The following is a 20218-nucleotide window of genomic DNA, read 5'->3' as shown; positions in this document are numbered from 1 at the left end:
CGCCACGCGCACGGCTGGCAAAAAGGCACGAACCCATAGGTAAGCCTGCCATCATACCCGGCAAGCAACCACTTAGCAAGCCTTTTGTCGGGATATCCCCCACACCCCCGCCCCTCTCAGCCACCGCCTTCCGCACCCTCCCGCGGCGGGGTCCGTTCGGCGTATCGCAGGTCGACGCTGGCCTGCAGGAAATCCAGCACCGCCCGGGTGCGGGGCGGCAGCCGGCCAGGCTTGCCCATGTAGATGGCATGGATGGGTTCGAGGTCGCCCGTATTGCAGGACTCCAGCACGGGCACCAGGCGGCCGGCCCGCAGGTCGTCCCAGGCATGGTAGACCGACAGGCGGGCCAGCCCGGCGCCGTCCAGGGCCAGCCGGCGCATCACCTCGCCGTCGTTGACCCGGACGATCTCGCCGATCTCGACCTCGATCCGCCGCCCGTCCACCTCGAAAGGCCAGCGCGGCACCTCGCGCCGGTAGTTCCAGCCCAGGCGCAGATGGGTGCGCAGGTCGTCGGGATGCCGGGGGACGCCGTGGGCGGCAAGATAGCCCGGACTGCCGACGACGACCTGGCGGGTGCGGCCCAGGAGCCGCGCCACCACGTCCGAGGCGGGCAGCCGCCCCCAGCGGATCGCGATGTCGACCCCCGCTTCCAGCAGGTCCACGACCTGGTCGGTGAAGCTCAGGTCCAGCCGCAGCCCGGGATGCGCCGCCAGCAACCGCGGAATCAGCGGCCCCAGCAGCGTCTGCCCGGTCGACGTGCTGGCGGTGATCCGCACCAGCCCGCGGGGTTCGGCCTGCCCCGCCACCGAGGTTTCCAGTTCGTCCAGGTCGGCCAGCACGCGCTTGCCCTGCTCATAGTATTGGGTGCCTTCGGCCGTCAGCAGCACCCGCCGGGTGCTGCGTTGCAGGAGCTGCACGCCCAGCCGTGCCTCCAGCCGGGACATGACCTTGCTCACGGCCGAGGGCGAGACCCCCAGCCGGCGCGCCGCCGCCGACAGGCTGCCGCGTTCGGCCACCAGCACGAAGGTCTCCAGCTCGCCCGACCGATTGGCCTCCCCCGGGGCCGGCTCGGTGCGGTTGCGGACGGCCTTGTCGGATGTCGGCACAGCTTTTCCTTATAGGAACAAATGTCGTTCCATTATTCCATCTACACAAGGATCACGCCCACCCCCACAGTGTCGCTGTCGAACGAAATCCGCATACAGGACGCAACCATGCCGCTCTCTTTAATGGCGCTAGCCGCCGGTGCCTTCGGCATCGGCACCACGGAATTCATCATCATGGGCCTGCTGACCCAGGTCAGCACGGACCTGGGTATCTCCCTTCCCACGGCGGGCACGCTGATCTCGGGCTACGCGATCGGCGTCGCCGTGGGCGCGCCCGTGCTGACGCTGCTGACGCGGACCTGGCCCCGCAAGCGGCTGCTGCTGTCGCTGATGCTCATCTTCATCGCCGGCAACGTCGCGGCCGCGGCGGCGCCCGGCTATGGCTGGCTGATGGCCGCCCGCATGCTGACCTCGCTCACGCACGGCACCTTCTTCGGCGTGGGCGCCGTGGTCGCGACCGGCCTGGTTCCGGCCCACAAGCGGGCCTCGGCCATCGCGCTGATGTTCTCGGGCCTGACGCTGGCCACCCTGCTGGGCGTTCCCGCCGGCGCCTGGATCGGCCAGCACTTCGGCTGGCGCTCGGCCTTCGTCGCGGTGGCCGTGGTGGGCCTGGCCGCCTACGCCATCCTGGCCCTGTTCGTCCCGCGCGATCAGGGCCGTCCGCAGCCCTCGCCGCTGGGCCAGGAACTGGCCGTGCTGGGCCGCGTCCAGGTCTGGGCGGGCCTGGGCATCACCGTGTTCGGCTTTGCCGGCGTGTTCGCGCTCTATACCTATATCGAGCCGCTGCTCAAGCAGGTCACCGGCATGAGCGACAACCTGGTCGCGGTCACGCTGCTGCTGTTCGGCGCGGGCCTGGCCGCCGGCAATCTGCTGGGCGGACGCATGGCCGATCGCGGCGTCATGCGGGCGCTGCTGCTGACCACCGCCGGACTGATGGCGGCGCTGGCGCTCGGCCCCTGGGCCTTCGGCCAGCCCCTGATGGCCATGGCCTACACCATCGTGCTGGGCACCGTGGCCTTCGCCACCGTCGCCCCGATGCAGATGCGGGTGCTGCAGCAGGCCGGCCCCGCCGGCGCCACGCTGGTCTCCAGCCTGAACATCGCCGCCTTCAACCTGGGCAATGCCCTGGGTGCCTGGGTGGGCGGCCTGACCCTGTCGGGCCTGGGCCTGGTGTCCGTGGGCTGGGCCGGCGCCGCGCTCACGGGCGTGGGCCTGCTGCTGGCGCTGTGGAGCGGCCGGATGTCGGTCTCGGCGCCGGCCCTCGGCCAGCCGCAGCAGTGCGCCTGAAGCATGCCCGTCAAGGATGCCGCGACAGCACGGTCAGGACGGGCCGCTCGCCGTCCGCCTTGCCGGTGATGGGCGGCCGGGGCAGCCGGGCCTCGCCGGGCTCGATCACGAAGTGGTGGTCCATCGAATACCACCTGCCCCGCAGTTCGGGGTCGGGCGCGGGCTCGGCGGCGCTGTCGTGCAGTACGTATCGCCCCACCAGCGCCTGCGTGACGCCGAACTGCACGTCGGTCTCCAGGTTGGGATCGTCGCTGGAATAGACCTGCGAGAACTGGGTCTTGAAGCCGGGCTTGTGGATCATGAAGTGGATGTGGGCCGGGCGCATGTTGTGCCGGCCCTGGGCCTGGATCAGCTCGCCCACGGGCCCGGTCACCGGGATCGGATAGCCGGCGGGCTTGATGCTGCGGAACGCGATGCGGCCGTCGCCGTCGGTGGTGAACTTGCCGCGCAGGTTCATGTCGCCCTGCGATGGGTCCTGGTTCTCGTAGAAGCCCTCGGTCGAACTGTGCCAGACGTCGACCTCGGCGCCCTGGACCGGCCGGCCCTCGCGGTCGCGCACCCAGGCCTGGACGAATACCGGATCGCCCGGTGTGGGGGACCGCACGATGGAGCCGCCGTTGGGCGTCTGCGGCGAGCCCATGCGCCAGAACGGCCCCATCAGATTGGCGGTGGTCTCGGTCTGTCCGTTGTCGCCGTTGTTGAGCAGGCAGACCAGCGAAGACAGCCCCAGCGAACCGGCGGCCAGCACCACCTCGTTGTGCGAGGCGGTGGTCGCCTGCCCCAGCCGCGCGATCACGCCGCACAGCTGGTGGAACTCCGCCTCGGTCAGCCGCGCCTCGCGCGCGAAGGCATGCAGATGGCGGATACCCGCCGACAGGATTTCGCGGAAACGCGCATCGGGCGCGCGGGCGGCCTCGGCCAGCACCGCGCGGGTGACGTCTTCCTGGTTCTTGATGATCATGGTGGGTCCGTCGGGAAACTCGGCTTGCGGACCCTCCAGATTACCGCGCCGGCAGCTGATAGCTCCAGGTCTCGGTCAGCGCTCGCTTGCCCTCGACCAGCGCGGCCCGCATCTCGACCGGCCGTTTCGGATCCTTGACCTTGACCCGCAGCGTCAGGCGCCAGCCCTGGATGGCGGGGTTGCGCTGCAGGACGTTTTCCATCAGCTCGGCGTTGTCGCCCACGCTGACTTCGGCCCCCACCGGGGCGTCGGGCGAGAGCCGCGCCAGCACCGGCCCCTCGAAGTCGACGATCAGGGCCGTGCTGCCGTCCAGGTGGCGGATCAGGTTGGCCTGGCGGATCTCGCCGTCGGTACGCAGGGTCTGCTTGACCCAGCCCACGTCCTTCTTGATCAGCGCGGGCTCGTCCATCGTCCAGTGGATGCGGTAATCGTGGCGCATGGGCTGGCCCTTGGGCGGCAGCACGTCGGGCGTCCAGAACGCGACGATGTTGTCATTGGTCTCGTCCGCCGTCGGGATCTCGACCAGCTCCACCTTGCCCGGCCCCCAGTTCCCCTTGGGCTCTATCCAGGCGCTGGGGCGCAGGTCGTAGCGGTCGGCCAGGTCCTCGTAGCGCGAGAACTCGTGCCCCCGCTGCAGCAGGCCGAAGCCCTTGGGATCGGCCACCTGGAAGGAACTGACCGACAGCGTGGGCGGGTTGTTCAGGGGGCGCCACAGCCACTCGCCGCTGCCGGTGTGGATAGCCAGGCCGTTGGAGTCGTGCAGCGCCGGACGGAAGTTGTTGCCCCGCACGCCCTGGTTCGGGCCGTACAGGAACATGCTGGTCAGCGGCGCGACGCCCAGCTTGTTGATCTGGCCGCGCAGGAACACGCGCGACTCGACATCCAGCACGGCATCCTCGCCCGGACGCAGCACGAAGCGATAGGCGCCGGTGGCGCGCGGCGAATCCATCAGGGCGTAGATCACCAGGAAGCGGTCCTGGGGCTTGGGCCGCTCGATCCAGAACTCGCGAAAGCGCGGGAATTCCTCGGCCATGCCGTCCTTCCACGCGGTGTCCAGCGCCAGTCCGCGCGCCGACAGGCCGTACACCTGGCCCTTGCCGATCACGCGGAAATAGCTCGCGCCCAGCATGCTCATGATCTCGTCGTGCACGCCGTCGCGATTGATGGGATAGAGCACGCGAAAGCCCGCGTAGCCCAGGTTGCGCGTCGTGTCCGCATCGAAGGACATGCCGCCGAAATCGAACTTGGCGGGGTCGTACTTGATCTCGTGGACCTGGCCGTCGACCACCTCGTTGATGCCGACCGGTGTGGAGAAATGCATGCCCTGGTGGTAGAACGCCAGCCTGAACGGCGTGTCGCGGTCGTGCCACTCGAACTGGTCGCGGCGCGGCTGGATGCGCAGATAGTCGGCGAACTGCATCTTGCTGAAGGCCGGCGGCAGGTTGCTGACCGGTGCCTGGTAGGCCCGGTCGGCGAGCGTCCTGGCGCGCGCCGTCACGTCGTCGAGCGAAAAGGCGTGTGCCGCGGCCGCGCCCAGCAAGGACAACAAGACCGTGGCGATCCCGAGCGAGACAGGCGCGAACCTGTTGCGCGCGAAGGTGGCTACGTCTGCAAAACCCACTAGTTTCTCCCTGGAACGATGTGGTCGATGAAACCCCGAGTCGGGTTACGACCGCCGCAAGGCCCGATGATTCCTTGATCCCGGCAGCCCGGACGGACGCGGTTGTAACAAGCCGTCTGGCGCGTCACCGCCCGCGCGCCCCGCCGCCACGCGGCGCGGGCGAAACGGAAAGTATCACAGCCAGGCGCCGCGCCAGGGCGCGCGGGCGCAGAATCGCGCCGTGCACCCGTACAATCGGACGACCCCGCCCCATGGAGGACGACCACTTGGCGCCAAGCTCTTCCCACCGATTCCGCCTTCCCCGCAATCTTTCCCTCGCCCGCCCCCCGCGCGGGACCGCCGGCGCCGCAGGCAGGTCGATGGCAAGACGGCTCGCCCTGGGCCTGTGCGGCTTCCTGCTCGCCTGCGGCGCCCACGCCGCGGCCAATCCGGCTCTGCTGAACGACAAGGAGGCCTTCATCGCCGACCTGATGTCGCAGATGACGCTGGACGAGAAGATCGGCCAACTGCGCCTGATCAGCATAGGCCCCGACATGCCGCGCGAGAAGATCGCCAAGGAAATCGCCGCCGGCCGCATCGGCGGCACGTTCAACTCGGTGGTCCACGTCGACAACCGCATGATGCAGGATGCCGCGGCCAGGAACAGCCGGCTCCGGATCCCGCTGTTCTTCGCCTACGACGTCGTGCACGGCCACCGGACCATCTTCCCCATCGGCCTGGGCCTGGCGTCGAGCTGGGACATGGGCGGTATCGAACGCGCCGCGCGCGTGTCCGCCATCGAGGCCGCCGCCGACAGCCTGGACATGACTTTCGCTCCCATGGTGGACATCTCGCGCGATCCGCGCTGGGGCCGCACCTCGGAAGGTTTCGGCGAAGACCCCTACCTCGTCTCGCGCATCGCGCGGGCCACCGTCAAGGGCTACCAGGGCCCGTCGCCGGCGCGCGCCGACAGCATCATGGCCAGCGTCAAGCACTTCGCGCTGTACGGCGCGGTCGAAGGCGGCCGCGACTACAACGTGGTCGACATGAGCCCGCTGCGCATGTACCAGGACTACCTGCCCCCCTACCGCGCGGCCATCGACGCCGGCGCCGGCGGCGTGATGGTGGCGCTGAACTCCATCAACGGCATCCCCGCCAGCGCCAACACCTGGCTGCTGCAGGACCTGCTGCGCAAGGATTGGGGCTTTCGCGGCATCGCCATCAGCGACCACGGCGCCATCACCGAACTGGTCCGCCATGGCGTGGCGCGCGACGACCGCGAAGCCGCGCGGCTAGCCATCAAGGCGGGCGTGGACATGAGCATGGCCGATACGCTGTATCTCCAGGAACTGCCGGGCCTGGTGAAGTCGGGCGAGGTCACCGTGGCCGAGATCGACCGCTCGGTGCGCAACGTGCTGAGCGCCAAGTACGACATGGGCCTGTTCCACGATCCCTACCTGCGCATCGGCGCCGCGGCCGACGATCCGCCCGATCTTTATGCCGAAAGCCGCATGCACCGCGCCGACGCGCGCGAGGTGGCGCGCAAGTCGCTGGTCCTGCTGGAGAACCGCAACCGGACGCTGCCCCTGGGCAGGACGGCCACCGTCGCGCTGGTGGGCCCGCTGGCCGATTCGCCGCTGGACATGATGGGCAGCTGGTCGGCGGCCGGCAAGAGCGAGTCGTCGGTCACGCTGCGACGAGGCATGGAAGAAGCGATGCGCGGCCAGGGCCGCCTGCTGTACGCGCGCGGAGCCAACGTCACCGACGATGCGCGCATGGTCGACTACCTGAACTTCCTGAACTGGGACCACAAGGAAGTTTTCCAGGACCCGCGGCCGCCCGCCGACATGATCGCCGAGGCCGTCCGCATCGCCCGGCAAGCCGACGTCATCGTCGCCGCGGTGGGCGAATCGCGCGGCATGTCGCACGAATCGTCCAGCCGCACCCGCCTGGACATCCCCGCCAGCCAGCGCGCGCTGCTGCATGCGCTCAAGGCCACGGGCAAGCCGCTGGTGCTGGTGCTGATGAACGGCCGGCCGCTGGACCTGCAATGGGAAAGCGCCAACGCCGACGCCCTACTCGAGACCTGGTACAGCGGCTCCGAGGGCGGCCACGCCATCGCCGACGTCGTGTTCGGCGACTACAACCCGGCCGGCAAGCTGCCCATCTCCTTCCCCCGCTCGATCGGCCAGATCCCGACCTACTACAACCATCCCCGCGTGGGCCGGCCCTTCGTCGAAGGCAAGCCGGGCAACTACACCTCGCAGTACTTCGAGGAAAAGAACGGACCGCTCTACCCGTTCGGGTACGGCCTGAGCTACACCGATTTCAGCCTGTCGGACGTCGTGCTGGACGGCGCCACGATGGCCCGGGGCGGCAAGCTCGGAGCCCAGGTCAACCTGAAGAACACCGGCACGCGGCGCGGCGAGACGGTGGTGCAGCTATACATCCACGACGCGGCCGCCTCGGTCGTGCGGCCGGTGAAGGAACTGCGGGATTTCCAGCGCGTCGCGCTGGACCCGGGCGAGATGCGCACCGTGCGCTTCGAGATCGACGAGGACGACCTGAAGTTCTACGATGCCCGCCTCCAGTACGTCGCGGAATCCGGAGACTTCGAGGTCCAGATCGGACTGGACTCCCAGGACGTCAAGCGCGCAGGCTTCGCGCTGCGCTGACGCAGGCGAGCCGCCCCGCCGGGCGGCCGCCCGCTAGTCGGGCTTGATCTGGTGGGCGTCGATGACCTGCTTCCACTTGGCGCGTTCCTTGGCCGCGTAGGCGCCGAAGGCATCGCCCGACAGCGCCAGCGGCGCGCCCCCCAAGGCCTTGATGCGCTCATCCACCTCCGGATCCTTCAGCGCCGCGGCGACGGCGGCGGCCAGCCGGTCCACCACGGGGCCCGGCGTCGCGGCCGGCGCAAACAGGCCGAACCAGCCGGTGGCCTCGAAACCCGCGATGCCGCTCTCGGCCACCGTGGGCACGTCGGGCACCAGGCTGCTGCGCGCGGCGCCCGTGACCGCCAGGGGCTTGAGCCGGCCGCCCTGGATCATGGGCAGCAAGGTGTTGATGTCGCCCGACATGAACTGCACCACGCCGCTGGCGACGTCGTTCATCGCCGGCGAAGCGCCCTTGTAGGGAATGTGGACCATCTCCACCTTGGCCATCGTCTTGAGCAGCTCTCCCACCAGATGGTTGGTCGTGCCCGTGCCGGGCGAGGCGAAGTTGATGGCCCCGGGCTTGCGCCGGGCCAGCTCCACCAGCCCCTTCACGTCATCGGCCGGCAGGTTGCGGTTCGCCACCAGCATGAACGGCACCGCGGCCACCGCCGCCACCGGGCGCAGGTCGCGCGCGGGGTCGTAGGGAAGCTTGGGATCCAGGCTGGGACTGATGGCGATGGGGCCATTGCTGCCCAGCAAGAGGGTATAGCCGTCGGCCGGTGCCCGCACCACGGCCAGCGACCCCAGCGCCCCGGCCGCGCCCGGCCGGTTCTCGACGATGACCGGCTGTCCCAGCTGCTTGCCGAGCGACTGCGCCACCGCGCGGGCCACGGCATCCGTGCCGCCCGCCGGCGCGAACGGCACCACCAGCTTGACCGGGGCCGAGGGAAAAGGCTGAGCAAGCGCCATGGACCACGGCGCCGCCAGCAGCAGCGGCGCAAGAATACGCAAGCGATGCATGAAAGTCTCCTGTTCTTGTCCTGGGACGGCCCACGCGGCCGTCCCGATGGTCGCGGTCAGTCGTAGCGCTTGCGGAACAAGGGGCGCAGTTCGGAAATGGGCGCCTTGGACACGATCAGCTCCCGCATCTGGTCCTCGGCGCCGCCGACCTTCTCGGCTTCGTCGATCAACGGTTCGATGAACTGGGCCGGCACCACGCAGATGCCCGAATCGTCGGCCACGATCAGGTCGCCCGGATAGACCACGACGTCGTGCACGCGCACCGGTCCGTTGATCTCCATGGCCTCCATCCTGAACTTGCCGGTGATGGGCGTCACGCCCGCGGCCCAGACCGGATAGTCGATCTCGCGGATGGCCGGCAGGTCGCGCACCGCGCCGTTGACGATCGCGCCCGCGAACCCGTGAGTCTTGGCCACCAGCGCCGATTGCCCGCCCATGTTCGAGACGTTCAGATCACCGCCGAAGTCGGCCACCAGCACGTCGCCCGGCTCGGACAGGTAGTAGATCTCGCGCGTGGACATCTTGATGGGCTCCTTGTCCAGATAGCCCTGAGTGGGCGTCTTGCGCTCGGGCATGGAGCGCAGGGTGACGGCGTGGCCCACGATCTTCCTGCCGCTTTGCAGCGGTTTGATGTGCGAGGCGGCCACCACGCCGCTCACCCCGAAGCCGTCCAGCAGGTCGGACACGGTGGTGGTCAGGTCCGGCAGCGCCAGGTAACGCTCCACGACCGCCCGCGAAACGCGCGGAAATTTGATGCGGGTGATGCGCTCGACCGGCACCTGGCCCCAGATCCGGCCCTGGCTCCGGTATTCCTCGTAATCCTTCAGCACTTCCTCTCGGCTCATGACGTTTCCTTTCGTCGGATAATTTTTTCGCATAATAAGAGAAATAAATTTTTCCGTCAAAAAGAGAATTTCTTATTTTCCCGGATTCGCAGAGAAGTGCCATGTTGTGCGATCATAGGAAAATCCCGATTCCACCCGTGCCGATGCCTGCCCGCTCCTCCACTTCAACCGTGCCCCCTTCCACCCCGGCCGATGCCACACCCCCGCCGGCCACCGGCGAAAGCGCGGTGGGCCGCCTGTTGAACATTCTCGATCTCTTCACGGCCGACAACCTGCAGGTCCAGGTGGACGACGTGGCGGCGCGGCTGGGCGTGGGGCGCTCCACCTGTTATCGGTATCTGCAGGAATTGAGCGACCGCGGGCTGCTGGCGCAGCGGGGCAAGGGCCGCTATTCGCTGGGCTCGCGCATCGTCGAGCTCGAAAGGCTGCTGCAGCAGTCGGACCCCCTGCTGAATGCCGGCAAATCGGTCATGGCCGGCATGGCGGACATCTGCGACAACCGCGCGCTGCTGCTCTGTACCCTGTACAACGATCGCGTGCTGTGCACCCACCAGGTCGGCTCCAGCCACATCACCCACGACGGGGAACGCATGCCGCTGTATCGCGGCCGTGGGTCCGCCTTCCCCTTGTTCCAGGGCGCGGGCTCGCAAGCCATCCTGGCCAACCTGGCCCCGCACCAGATCCGCGCCTTGTATCTGGCCAAGCAGGCCGAGATCGCCGAATCGGGGCTGGGCCAGGACTGGCAGGAATTCCGCGGCGCCCTGGCAACCATCCGCAAGCAGGGCTACGTGGCCACGGTAGGCAGGCGCAATCCGCGCATCCTGGCGCTGGCCGTTCCGGTGCGCCATGCCGACGGGCAGGTAACGGGCAGCTTGCTGCTGCTGTCCGCCCATACCGAAGCCGAACGCGCCCAGGCGCTGGCGCTCGTGCCCCGCTTGCAGGCCGATGCGGCGCGCATAGGCGAACTCGAACAACGCCTGTCCAACGGCGACGCGCCCCCGCCGGCCGGCTGAGCCATCCGAGCTCCAAAACAAAAAAGCCGCGGAGTTGCCTCCACGGCTTTTTTTCGCCGGGCATCTTGCGATGCCCGTCTAGCCTGCGCGGATCAGATGATGCGTGCGGCTTCGACCAGACGGACCACCGACCAGGCCTTGGTCTTGGAAACCGGACGGGTTTCCGAGATCTCGACCAGATCACCGGTCTTGTACTGGTTGGTTTCGTCGTGAGCGTGGTACTTGGCGGACCGGACGACGATCTTGCCGTACAGCGGGTGCTTGACCCGCCGCTCGACCATCACGGTTACCGTCTTGTTCATCTTGTCGCTGACCACACGACCGGTCAGCGTACGCTTCAGCTTGGTTTCGCTCATGATTACTTCCCGGCTTTCTCGCGCAGCACGGTACGGACGCGCGCGATGTCGCGACGCACCTTGCCGAGCTGGCTGGTGTTGGAAAGCTGCTGGGTAGCCAGTTGCATACGCAGACTGAACTGAGCCCTAAGCAGACCCTCGAGCTCCTTGCCGAGCTCGCCGGCGTCTTTCGAACGGAGTTCGCTTGCCTTCATTGCTATCTCCTTACGTTCCGAGATGACGCGTCACGAAGACGGTCGAGATCGGAAGCTTGGCAGCCGCCAGGCGGAACGCCTCGCGCGCCAGTTCTTCGTTGACGCCTTCCATTTCATACAGCACCTTGCCGGGCTGGATCTCGGCGACCCAGTACTCCGGGTTACCCTTGCCGTTACCCATCCGGACTTCGGCGGGCTTTTGCGAGATCGGCTTGTCCGGGAAGACGCGGATCCAGATACGGCCGCCACGCTTGATGTGGCGGGTGATGGCACGACGGGCCGACTCGATCTGGCGAGCGGTCAGGCGACCACGACCCGTGGCCTTCAGACCGAATTCGCCGAACGAAACGTTGGCGCCGCGCGTAGCCAGGCCGGTATTGCGGCCCTTTTGTTCCTTGCGGTATTTCCTGCGCGATGGCTGCAGCATGCTTATTCTCCGTCTTTGGCAGGCGCGGCCGCATCAGCAGCAGCAGCCGGCTTGCGCGGCGCACGCCGGGCACCGCCCTCGGGCGCGGCAGCAGCTGCTGCCTCGCCTTCGGGCCGGCGGCCGCCGCGACCACGACCGGCGCCGGGGCGATTGCCCGGACGGTCGTTACGCGGGCCGCGGCGCGGCTTGCGCTCTTCGTCCTTGGTTGCTTCAGGGGCGGCGGCCAGCTCGGCCGAGCCCAGCGTGTCGCCCTTGTAGACCCACACCTTGATACCGATCAGACCATAGGTCGTACCGGCTTCGGACGTGCCGTAGTCGATGTTGGCGCGCAGGGTGTGCAGCGGCACACGGCCTTCGCGATACCATTCCGTACGGGCGATCTCGATACCGTTCAGGCGACCGGCGCTCATGATCTTGATGCCCTGGGCACCCAGGCGCATGGCGTTCTGCATGGCGCGCTTCATCGCCCGGCGGAACATGATGCGCTTTTCGAGCTGCTGGGCGATCGAATCGGCGATCAGCTGGGCGTCGACTTCCGGCTTGCGGATTTCTTCGATGTTGACGTGCACGGGCACGCCCATCAGACGCTGCAGATCGGCCTTCAGGATCTCGATGTCCTCGCCCTTCTTGCCGATCACGACACCCGGACGAGCCGAGTAGACCGTGACGCGCGCGTTCTTGGCAGGACGCTCGATGATCACGCGACCCACCGAAGCGCCTTTCAGCTTCTTCTTCAGGTATTCGCGGACCTTGATGTCTTCCGCCAGCATGCCGGCGTAGGCGCTTCCGCTGGCGTACCAGCGGGAAGACCAGTTACGGCTGACCGAGAGACGGAACCCGGTCGGGTGAATTTTCTGTCCCATCGTGGCTCCTTAGCTGCCGACCTTGACCACGATGTGGCAGGTCTGCTTCTCGATCTTGACGCCTCGGCCCTTGGCGCGGGCGTCGAAACGCTTGAGCGACGCACCTTTGTCGACGTAGATGGTTTTCACCTTCAGCTCGTCGATATCGGCACCGTCGTTGTGCTCGGCATTCGCGATGGCGGATTCGACCGCCTTCTTGATGATGCCGGCGGACTTCTTGGGCGTGAACGTCAGAATGTTGATGGCCTGGGCCACCGACTTGCCGCGGATCATATCCGCGACCAGACGGGCCTTCTGGGCCGACACGCGTACGCCACGAACAATCGCAGTGGTTTCCATCGCGCTTACCTCTTGGCCTTCTTGTCCGCAGCGTGGCCCTTGAACGTACGGGTCAGCGCGAACTCGCCGAGTTTGTGACCGACCATGTTCTCGTTGACATACACGGGAACATGCTGGCGACCATTGTGAACCGCGATCGTCAGACCGATGAACTCGGGCAGGATCGTGGAACGACGCGACCAGGTCTTGATCGGGCGCTTGTCTTTTCCGGCCGTGGCCGACTCAACCTTCTTCAGAAGGTGCAGGTCGACAAACGGGCCTTTCTTAATCGAACGTGACATGGCTCGCCTCGCTTACTTCTTCTTGCGCCGCTGGACGATCATATTGCTCGTCCGCTTGTTGCGGCGGGTCTTGAAACCCTTGGACGGAGTGCCCCAGGGGCTGACCGGCTCACGGGCTTCGCCAGTACGGCCTTCACCACCACCGTGCGGGTGGTCGATCGGGTTCATGGCAACACCGCGAACGGTGGGGCGAATGCCGCGCCAACGGGTGGCACCGGCCTTGCCGATCTGGCGCAGGCCATGCTCTTCGTTGCTGACTTCGCCGATGGTCGCACGGCACTCGATGTGCACCTTGCGGACTTCGCCCGAACGCAGGCGAACCTGGGCGTAGGTACCTTCACGGGCCAGCAGCACGGCCGATCCACCCGCCGAGCGCACCATCTGGGCACCCTTGCCGGGGATCATTTCCACGCAGTGGATGGTGCTACCGACCGGGATGTTGCGGATCGGCAGGGTATTGCCAGCGCGGATGGGCGCTTCGCTACCAGACACCAGCGTGGCGCCGACTTCAAGACCGCGCGGGGCGATGATGTAGCGACGTTCGCCGTCGGCGTAGCACAACAGAGCGATGTGCGCCGTACGGTTGGGATCGTATTCGATGCGCTCGACCTTGGCCGGGATGCCGTCCTTGGTGCGCTTGAAATCGACCACACGGTAATGCTGCTTGTGACCACCGCCGCGATGACGCGTGGTGATATGGCCGTTGTTGTTGCGGCCGGCATTCTGCATCTGCTTTTCGAGCAGACTGTCGAGCGGGCGACCTTTGTGCAGGTGGGGGTGAACCACCTTCACCATCGCGCGGCGACCGGCGGAAGTCGGCTTCAGCTTGACGAGGGGCATTTACTTCACCTCCTGCGCAAAGTCGATTTCCTGACCCGGCTTCAGCGACACGTACGCCTTGCGCTCGTTGCGACGGCGACCGATGAAGCGGCCAAAGCGCTTGACTTTGCCCTTGGTATTGAGAACCTGCACGGACTCGACCTGCACCTTGAAGAGCAGTTCGACGGCAGCCTTGATTTCCGGCTTGGTGGCGTCTTGCAGGACGCGGAAAGCCACTTGCTGGTTCTTGTCGGCGATGAACGTGCTCTTTTCAGAGACGATCGGGGCCAGCAGAACCTGGAGCAGACGGTCGTTGCTCATCCCAGCATCTCCTCGAGCTGAGCGATCGCGGGCTTGGTGATCAACACTTTGTTGTAGTGGATCAGCGACAGCGGATCGGCATAACGGGACTCGACCACCGCCACGTGCGGCAGATTGCGCGTGGCCAGATAGAGGTTTTCGTCAACCGTATCGGTAATGATGAGGACCGAGTTCAAGCCCAGGCTCTTGAGCTTGTCGGCGGCCACCTTGGTCTTGGGCGAATCGACCACGAAGTTCTCGACGATCGCGATCCGGTCTTCGCGGGCCAGCTGCGACAAGATCGACCGCACACCGGCGCGGTACATCTTCTTGTTCACTTTCTGGCTGAAGTTTTCTTCAGGCGAATTCGGGAAAATGCGACCACCCCCACGCCACAGCGGCGACGAGGTCATACCGGCGCGAGCGCGGCCGGTACCCTTCTGGCGCCAGGGCTTCTTGGTGGAGTGCTTGACTTCCGTGCGATCCTTCTGGGCGCGGTTGCCGCTGCGGGCGTTGGCCTGGTAGGCGACAACGACCTGGTGCACCAGCGCTTCGTTGAATTCGCGGCCGAAGACCGTATCGGGGGCGCTGACGGTCGCAGCGACCTGGCCCTGGTCATTCAGGAGCTTGAGATCTGCCATGTTCAGGCTCCTTTCACAGCGGGACGAACGACGATGTTCGCGCCGGCATGGCCCGGGACGGCGCCACGGACCAGCAGCAGGCCGCGTTCGGCGTCCACGCGGATCACGTCGAGGTTCTGCACGGTGCGGGTGACGTCGCCGTAGTGGCCGGCCATCTTCTTGCCCGGAAACACGCGGCCCGGATCCTGCGCCATACCAATGGAGCCGGCCGAGTTGTGCGACACCGAGTTACCGTGCGAAGCGCGGTTCGACGAGAAATTGTGACGCTTGATCGCGCCCGAGAAGCCCTTACCGATGGTCGTGCCCGTCACGTCGACCTTCTGGCCGACCGTGAAGACCGATTCCACGGTGATGACTGCGCCCGGAGCGAACTCGGCCGCTTTGGCCGGATCAAGGCGGAATTCTTTGAGCACGCTGCCCGCTTCGGCACCCGCTTTCGCGAAGTGGCCGGTAAGGGGCTTGGTGACGCGCGAAGCACGGCGCGTACCGAACGTGACCTGAACGGCGGCATAACCGTCCGTTTGCGGGGATTTGACCTGGGTCACACGGTTGTTCGACACGTCCAGCACGGTCACGGGGATGGATTCGCCATCGTCCGTGAAAATGCGGGTCATGCCAACCTTGCGACCCACCAGGCCGAGCCGGAATGCGGCTGGCGTGGAGGCCGTCGATTGGGTCGACATCGTTTTCTCCATTCCCGACTACGATTGGCCGGGGCTAAAAATGGCGTCACACCGAGGTGCGGCGCCGGACAGCAACGCCAGAGGCGCTGCGCCAACATTGATGCGATGAGGATTGCTGGCGGCACGATCCGGGAAAAATGCCGGGGAACCCCCCGCCGGAATAAATACGTGCCAAAAGCCCATGGGGTTTACCCACGGGCTAGCCGGCTAGTATAGCCTGCGCCCGGCAGCCTTTTCAAGCCCCGGGCGCAAATACCACGTCACTGCAAAGCGATTTCCACATCCACGCCAGCCGGCAGGTCCAGGCGCATCAACGCGTCCACGGTCTTGTCGGTGGGATCCACGATGTCCATCAGGCGCTGATGGGTGCGGATCTCGAACTGGTCGCGCGACGTCTTGTTGACGTGCGGCGAACGCAGCAGATCGTAGCGGCGGATACGGGTCGGCAGGGGAACCGGACCACGGACCACGGCACCCGTGCGCTTGGCGGTTTCGACGATCTCGGCGGCCGACTGGTCGATGAGCTTGTAATCGAACGCCTTGAGGCGGATGCGAATCTTCTGCTTTTTCATGAAATATCCTAAAGAGCGATGTTGGACCCCCCCCTACGCGCTTACGCGCGCCCCCCTGGGGGGCGACGCTGGCGGACCGGCAGAGCCGGATCCGCGGCGTCCTGGGTGGGGCCGTTTTTTTAAGGGAGACCCTTAAAATCAAGCAATAATTTTAGCGACCACGCCGGCGCCGACGGTACGACCGCCTTCACGGATGGCGAAGCGCAGGCCTTCTTCCATGGCGATGGGAGCCAGCAGCTTGACCGTGATCGACACGTTGTCGCCCGGCAGCACCATTTCCTTGTCCTTGGGCAGCTCGATCGTGCCCGTCACGTCCGTCGTGCGGAAGTAGAACTGGGGACGATAGCCGTTGAAGAACGGCGTGTGACGGCCGCCTTCTTCCTTCGACAGCACGTACACCTCGGCCGAGAACTCCGTGTGCGGCGTGATCGAACCGGGCTTGGCCAGAACCTGGCCCCGCTCGACGTCTTCACGCTTGGTGCCGCGCAGCAGAATACCGACGTTGTCGCCCGCCTGGCCCTGATCCAGCAGCTTGCGGAACATTTCCACGCCCGTGCACGTCGTCTTGACCGTGTCCTTGATACCGACGATTTCGATTTCCTCGCCGACCTTGACGATGCCCCGCTCGATACGACCCGTCACCACCGTGCCGCGACCCGAGATCGAGAACACGTCTTCCACCGGCATCAGGAACGCGCCATCGACCGCCCGCTCGGGCGTCGGAATGTACGAGTCCAGCGCTGCCGCCAGTTGCAGAATGGCCGGCTCGCCCAGTTCGCCCTTGTCGCCTTCCAGCGCCAGACGGGCCGAACCCTTCACGATCGGCGTATCGTCGCCCGGGAAGTCGTACTTCGAGAGCAGCTCGCGAACTTCCATTTCCACCAGTTCCAGCAGCTCGGCGTCGTCAACCAGGTCCGCCTTGTTCAGGAACACGATGATGTACGGCACGCCAACCTGGCGCGACAGCAGGATGTGCTCGCGCGTCTGCGGCATCGGGCCGTCAGCGGCCGACACCACCAGGATCGCGCCGTCCATCTGCGCCGCACCCGTGATCATGTTCTTCACGTAGTCCGCGTGGCCCGGGCAATCAACGTGCGCGTAGTGCCGCGTCTGCGTCTCGTATTCCACGTGCGCCGTGTTGATCGTGATACCACGCGCCTTCTCTTCCGGCGCCGCGTCGATCTGGTCGTACGCCTTCGCCTCGCCGCCGAACTGCTTCGACAGCACCGTCGTGATCGCCGCCGTCAGCGTCGTCTTGCCGTGGTCAACGTGACCGATCGTGCCCACGTTCACGTGCGGCTTGGTACGCTCAAACTTGCCTTTTGCCATGTTCTCTCTTCCTGCAGTTTGCCTGGAGATTTAACGATTACTTGCCTGTCGCCAATTACTTGGCGCGGGCGCTGATGATTGCGTCGGCGACGTTCTTCGGCGCTTCCGCGTAGTGCTTGAATTCCATCGTGTACGTCGCACGACCCTGGGTCGCGGAACGCAGCGCGGTGGAATAACCGAACATCTCGGCCAGGGGAACCTCGGCCTTGATGACCTTGCCGCCGCCGACCATGTCGTCCATGCCCTGGACCATGCCGCGCCGCGAGGACAGATCGCCCATCACGGTACCGGCGTAGTCTTCCGGCGTCTCGACTTCCACGGCCATCATGGGCTCGAGCAGCACGGGGTTGGCCTTGCGCATGCCGTCCTTGAAGGCCATCGAGGCGGCCATCTTGAACGCGTTTTCGTTCGAGTCCACGTCGTGGTACGAACCGAAGAACAGCGTGACCTTGACGTCCACCACCGGATAACCGGCCATCACGCCCGCCTGCAGGGTGTCGATACAACCCTTTTCCACGGCCGGGATGAATTCACGGGGCACCACGCCGCCCTTGATCGCGTCGACGAACTCGAAGCCCTTGCCGGCTTCCTGCGGCTCGACCTTCAGCACCACGTGGCCGTACTGGCCGCGACCGCCCGACTGCTTGACGAACTTGCCTTCGGATTCTTCGCAGACCTTGCGTATGGTTTCGCGGTAGGCCACCTGGGGCTTGCCGACGTTGGCGTCCACGCCGAATTCGCGCTTCATGCGGTCGACCAGGATTTCCAGGTGGAGCTCGCCCATGCCGGCAATGATGGTCTGGCCCGATTCTTCATCGGTACGCACGCGGAACGACGGATCCTCGGCGGCCAGGCGGTTCAGGGCGATGCCCATCTTTTCCTGGTCGGCCTTGGTCTTGGGTTCGACGGCCTGCGCGATCACGGGCTCGGGGAACTCCATCTTTTCCAGCGTGACGATCGATTCCGGATCGCACAGCGTTTCGCCGGTCGTGACGTCCTTCAGGCCCACGGCCGCGGCGATGTCGCCCGCCAGCACTTCCTTGATTTCTTCACGCTGGTTGGCGTGCATCTGCAGAATACGGCCGACGCGCTCTTTCTTGCCCTTGATCGCGTTGTAGACGGTGTCGCCGGAGTTCAGCACGCCCGAGTACACGCGGATGAAGGTCAACTGGCCGACGAACGGATCCGTCATCAGCTTGAACGCCAGCGCCGAAAACTTTTCCTTGTCGTCGGCCTTGCGGACCACCGGCTGGTCGTTCTCGTCGGTACCGTCGACCGGGGGGATGTCGACCGGCGAGGGCAGATAGTCGATGACCGCGTCCAGCATGGCCTGCACGCCCTTGTTCTTGAAGGCGGTGCCGCACAGCATGGGCTGGATCTCGCCGGCGATGGTGCGCTGGCGGATGGCGGACTTGATCTCGGCTTCCGACAGTTCACCGGATTCCAGGTACTTGTTCATCAGCTCTTCGGACGACTCGGCAGCCGCCTCGACCAGCTTCTCGTGCCATTCGCTGCAGGTATCGGCCAGCTCGGCGGGGATGTCGCCGTATTCGAACTTGGTGCCCTGGCTGGCGTCATCCCACAGGATGGCCTTCATCTTGACCAGGTCGACCACGCCCTTGAACGAGTCTTCGGCGCCGATCGGCACTTGCAGCGGGATCGGGTTGGCCTTCAGGCGCAGACGCATCTGCTCGTAGACCTTGAAGAAGTTCGCGCCGGTACGGTCCATCTTGTTGACGAACGCGAGACGGGGCACGCCGTACTTGTTGGCCTGGCGCCAGACGGTTTCCGACTGGGGCTGCACGCCGCCCACGGCGCAATACACCATGCAGGCGCCGTCGAGCACGCGCATGGAGCGCTCGACTTCAATCGTGAAGTCCACGTGCCCCGGGGTGTCGATGATGTTGAAGCGATGCTCGGGATAATTGCCCGCCATGCCCTTCCAGAAGCAGGTGGTGGCAGCCGAGGTGATCGTGATGCCGCGTTCCTGCTCCTGCTCCATCCAGTCCATCGTGGCGGCGCCGTCGTGCACTTCGCCAAGCTTGTGGTTGACGCCCGTATAGAACAGGATACGTTCGGTGGTAGTGGTCTTCCCTGCGTCGATGTGCGCAGAGATGCCGATGTTGCGGTAGCGCTCGATCGGGGTCTTGCGGGCCATGATCGGATTTCCTTGGTGACTGGACTGGTTGGCCCACGGCGATCAGCCGCGGGCCATTTGAGAAACGAAGAGTGCTGCTTACCAGCGGAAGTGGCTGAATGCCTTGTTGGCTTCGGCCATCTTGTGCGTGTCGTCGCGCTTCTTGACCGCGCCGCCGCGGCCTTCGGATGCGTCCATCAGCTCGCCGGCCAGGCGCAGGTCCATGGACTTCTCGCCACGCTTCTTGGCGGCCTCGCGAACCCAACGCATAGCCAAGGCCAGGCGGCGCACGGGGCGCACTTCAACCGGCACTTGGTAGTTGGCGCCGCCGACCCGGCGGCTCTTGACCTCGACGATGGGCTTGACGTTGCCGATCGCCTGACCGAACACCTCGATGGGGTCCTTGCCGGTCTTGGTCTGGATTTGTTCGAGGGCGCCGTAAACGATCCGCTCTGCAACGGCCTTCTTGCCGGAGAGCATGACGACGTTCATGAATTTGGCGAGTTCAACGCTGCCGAACTTGGGATCGGGCAGGATTTCACGCTTGGGTACTTCGCGACGACGAGGCATTTCTACTTCCTATGTCTTCAGTTGAACCGCGGGCTTTCGCCTACGGCCGTGGCCTGTCATGTTGGGCTTGCGCCCCGACGGGCCCCTTACTCGCGCCGCCCCTGCGAATCAGGACGCGGCAACGCAACGGGTAAAGCGGCAAGACCCGGAGATCAGGCCTTCTTGGGGCGCTTGGCGCCGTACTTCGAGCGGGACTGCTTGCGATCCTTCACGCCTTGCAG

The 20218-nt window shown here is 65.9% G+C and carries 22 protein-coding genes and 1 pseudogene; 3 read left to right on the top strand and 20 right to left on the bottom strand.

The window, feature by feature from the left end; translation table 11 throughout:
- Positions 1 to 116: 116 nt before the first annotated feature.
- Complete coding sequence (locus WKR98_RS08160) at positions 117 to 1106, bottom strand: LysR family transcriptional regulator (protein WP_341432601.1); 990 nt, start codon at positions 1104 to 1106, stop codon at positions 117 to 119.
- 108 nt (positions 1107 to 1214) lie between these two features.
- Here WKR98_RS08160 and WKR98_RS08155 point away from each other — a divergent pair, with 108 nt between their 5' ends.
- Positions 1215 to 2393 (top strand): MFS transporter, encoded by a 1179-nt coding sequence (locus WKR98_RS08155; protein ID WP_124687624.1) that lies wholly within the window; start codon positions 1215 to 1217, stop codon positions 2391 to 2393.
- Between the two features lie 10 nt (positions 2394 to 2403).
- Here the strand turns inward: WKR98_RS08155 and WKR98_RS08150 are convergent, their stop codons facing one another.
- On the bottom strand, positions 2404 to 3354 hold the full coding sequence (locus WKR98_RS08150) for a dioxygenase family protein (RefSeq protein WP_124687623.1): 951 nt from the start codon (positions 3352 to 3354) through the stop codon (positions 2404 to 2406).
- A 40-nt stretch (positions 3355 to 3394) separates the two neighbouring features.
- Positions 3395 to 4915 (bottom strand): glucan biosynthesis protein G, encoded by a 1521-nt coding sequence (locus WKR98_RS08145; protein ID WP_124692193.1) that lies wholly within the window; start codon positions 4913 to 4915, stop codon positions 3395 to 3397.
- Positions 4916 to 5334: 419 nt separating this feature from the next.
- On the opposite strand from WKR98_RS08145, the gene bglX reads away from it, so the two are divergent.
- The gene (bglX, locus tag WKR98_RS08140; RefSeq protein WP_341432600.1) at positions 5335 to 7629 is read left to right on the top strand and encodes a beta-glucosidase BglX; all 2295 of its coding nucleotides are present in this window, start codon (positions 5335 to 5337) and stop codon (positions 7627 to 7629) included.
- Between the two features lie 33 nt (positions 7630 to 7662).
- Here bglX and WKR98_RS08135 read toward each other — a convergent pair whose 3' ends face one another.
- Positions 7663 to 8628 (bottom strand): Bug family tripartite tricarboxylate transporter substrate binding protein, encoded by a 966-nt coding sequence (locus WKR98_RS08135; protein ID WP_341432599.1) that lies wholly within the window; start codon positions 8626 to 8628, stop codon positions 7663 to 7665.
- 56 nt (positions 8629 to 8684) lie between these two features.
- Positions 8685 to 9473, bottom strand: a complete 789-nt coding sequence (locus WKR98_RS08130) for an RraA family protein (RefSeq protein ID WP_124687620.1) — start codon at positions 9471 to 9473, stop codon at positions 8685 to 8687.
- A gap of 170 nt (positions 9474 to 9643) precedes the next feature.
- Here WKR98_RS08130 and WKR98_RS08125 point away from each other — a divergent pair, with 170 nt between their 5' ends.
- Positions 9644 to 10486, top strand: coding sequence for an IclR family transcriptional regulator (locus WKR98_RS08125; RefSeq protein ID WP_341432598.1), 843 nt, complete (start codon positions 9644 to 9646; stop codon positions 10484 to 10486).
- Positions 10487 to 10578: 92 nt separating this feature from the next.
- Here WKR98_RS08125 and rpsQ read toward each other — a convergent pair whose 3' ends face one another.
- The 15 genes and pseudogenes from rpsQ to rpsL form a co-directional block, all read right to left on the bottom strand.
- Complete coding sequence (gene rpsQ / locus WKR98_RS08120; RefSeq protein WP_124687618.1) at positions 10579 to 10842, bottom strand: 30S ribosomal protein S17; 264 nt, start codon at positions 10840 to 10842, stop codon at positions 10579 to 10581.
- 2 nt (positions 10843 to 10844) lie between these two features.
- Positions 10845 to 11036 carry a 50S ribosomal protein L29 gene (rpmC, locus tag WKR98_RS08115; RefSeq protein ID WP_087838317.1) on the bottom strand — a complete coding sequence of 64 codons (192 nt, stop codon included), beginning with the start codon at positions 11034 to 11036 and terminating at the stop codon, positions 10845 to 10847.
- 10 nt (positions 11037 to 11046) lie between these two features.
- The gene (gene rplP, locus WKR98_RS08110; protein WP_087780002.1) at positions 11047 to 11463 is read right to left on the bottom strand and encodes a 50S ribosomal protein L16; all 417 of its coding nucleotides are present in this window, start codon (positions 11461 to 11463) and stop codon (positions 11047 to 11049) included.
- 2 nt (positions 11464 to 11465) lie between these two features.
- A complete protein-coding gene (rpsC, locus tag WKR98_RS08105; RefSeq protein ID WP_341432597.1) occupies positions 11466 to 12326 on the bottom strand; it encodes a 30S ribosomal protein S3 in 861 nt (286 codons plus the stop codon).
- A gap of 9 nt (positions 12327 to 12335) precedes the next feature.
- Positions 12336 to 12665, bottom strand: coding sequence for a 50S ribosomal protein L22 (gene rplV / locus WKR98_RS08100; RefSeq protein ID WP_087838319.1), 330 nt, complete (start codon positions 12663 to 12665; stop codon positions 12336 to 12338).
- Positions 12666 to 12670: 5 nt separating this feature from the next.
- On the bottom strand, positions 12671 to 12946 hold the full coding sequence (gene rpsS / locus WKR98_RS08095) for a 30S ribosomal protein S19 (RefSeq protein ID WP_087838320.1): 276 nt from the start codon (positions 12944 to 12946) through the stop codon (positions 12671 to 12673).
- Positions 12947 to 12958: 12 nt separating this feature from the next.
- Positions 12959 to 13786, bottom strand: a complete 828-nt coding sequence (rplB, locus tag WKR98_RS08090) for a 50S ribosomal protein L2 (protein WP_124687616.1) — start codon at positions 13784 to 13786, stop codon at positions 12959 to 12961.
- Entirely contained in the window at positions 13787 to 14086 is a 300-nt protein-coding gene (gene rplW, locus WKR98_RS08085; RefSeq protein WP_087779997.1) for a 50S ribosomal protein L23, read from the bottom strand.
- A complete protein-coding gene (gene rplD, locus WKR98_RS08080; RefSeq protein WP_087838322.1) occupies positions 14083 to 14706 on the bottom strand; it encodes a 50S ribosomal protein L4 in 624 nt (207 codons plus the stop codon). The genes rplW and rplD overlap by 4 nt, the downstream gene beginning before the upstream one ends.
- Before the next feature lie 2 nt (positions 14707 to 14708).
- A complete protein-coding gene (gene rplC, locus WKR98_RS08075) occupies positions 14709 to 15401 on the bottom strand; it encodes a 50S ribosomal protein L3 (protein WP_087838323.1) in 693 nt (230 codons plus the stop codon).
- Between the two features lie 248 nt (positions 15402 to 15649).
- The gene (rpsJ, locus tag WKR98_RS08070; protein WP_087779994.1) at positions 15650 to 15961 is read right to left on the bottom strand and encodes a 30S ribosomal protein S10; all 312 of its coding nucleotides are present in this window, start codon (positions 15959 to 15961) and stop codon (positions 15650 to 15652) included.
- 138 nt (positions 15962 to 16099) lie between these two features.
- Entirely contained in the window at positions 16100 to 17290 is a 1191-nt protein-coding gene (tuf, locus tag WKR98_RS08065) for an elongation factor Tu (RefSeq protein ID WP_124687615.1), read from the bottom strand.
- 55 nt (positions 17291 to 17345) lie between these two features.
- On the bottom strand, positions 17346 to 19448 hold the full coding sequence (gene fusA, locus WKR98_RS08060; RefSeq protein ID WP_124687614.1) for an elongation factor G: 2103 nt from the start codon (positions 19446 to 19448) through the stop codon (positions 17346 to 17348).
- Between the two features lie 78 nt (positions 19449 to 19526).
- Positions 19527 to 19997, bottom strand: coding sequence for a 30S ribosomal protein S7 (rpsG, locus tag WKR98_RS08055; RefSeq protein WP_087838326.1), 471 nt, complete (start codon positions 19995 to 19997; stop codon positions 19527 to 19529).
- 152 nt (positions 19998 to 20149) lie between these two features.
- A pseudogene (gene rpsL, locus WKR98_RS08050) lies at positions 20150 to 20218 on the bottom strand (30S ribosomal protein S12); the annotation flags it as partial.

It is taken from the genome of Pigmentiphaga sp. YJ18 (assembly GCF_038066655.1).
Classification (GTDB): domain Bacteria; phylum Pseudomonadota; class Gammaproteobacteria; order Burkholderiales; family Burkholderiaceae_B; genus Pigmentiphaga.
This window is presented reverse-complemented; position numbering and strand designations above follow the sequence as displayed.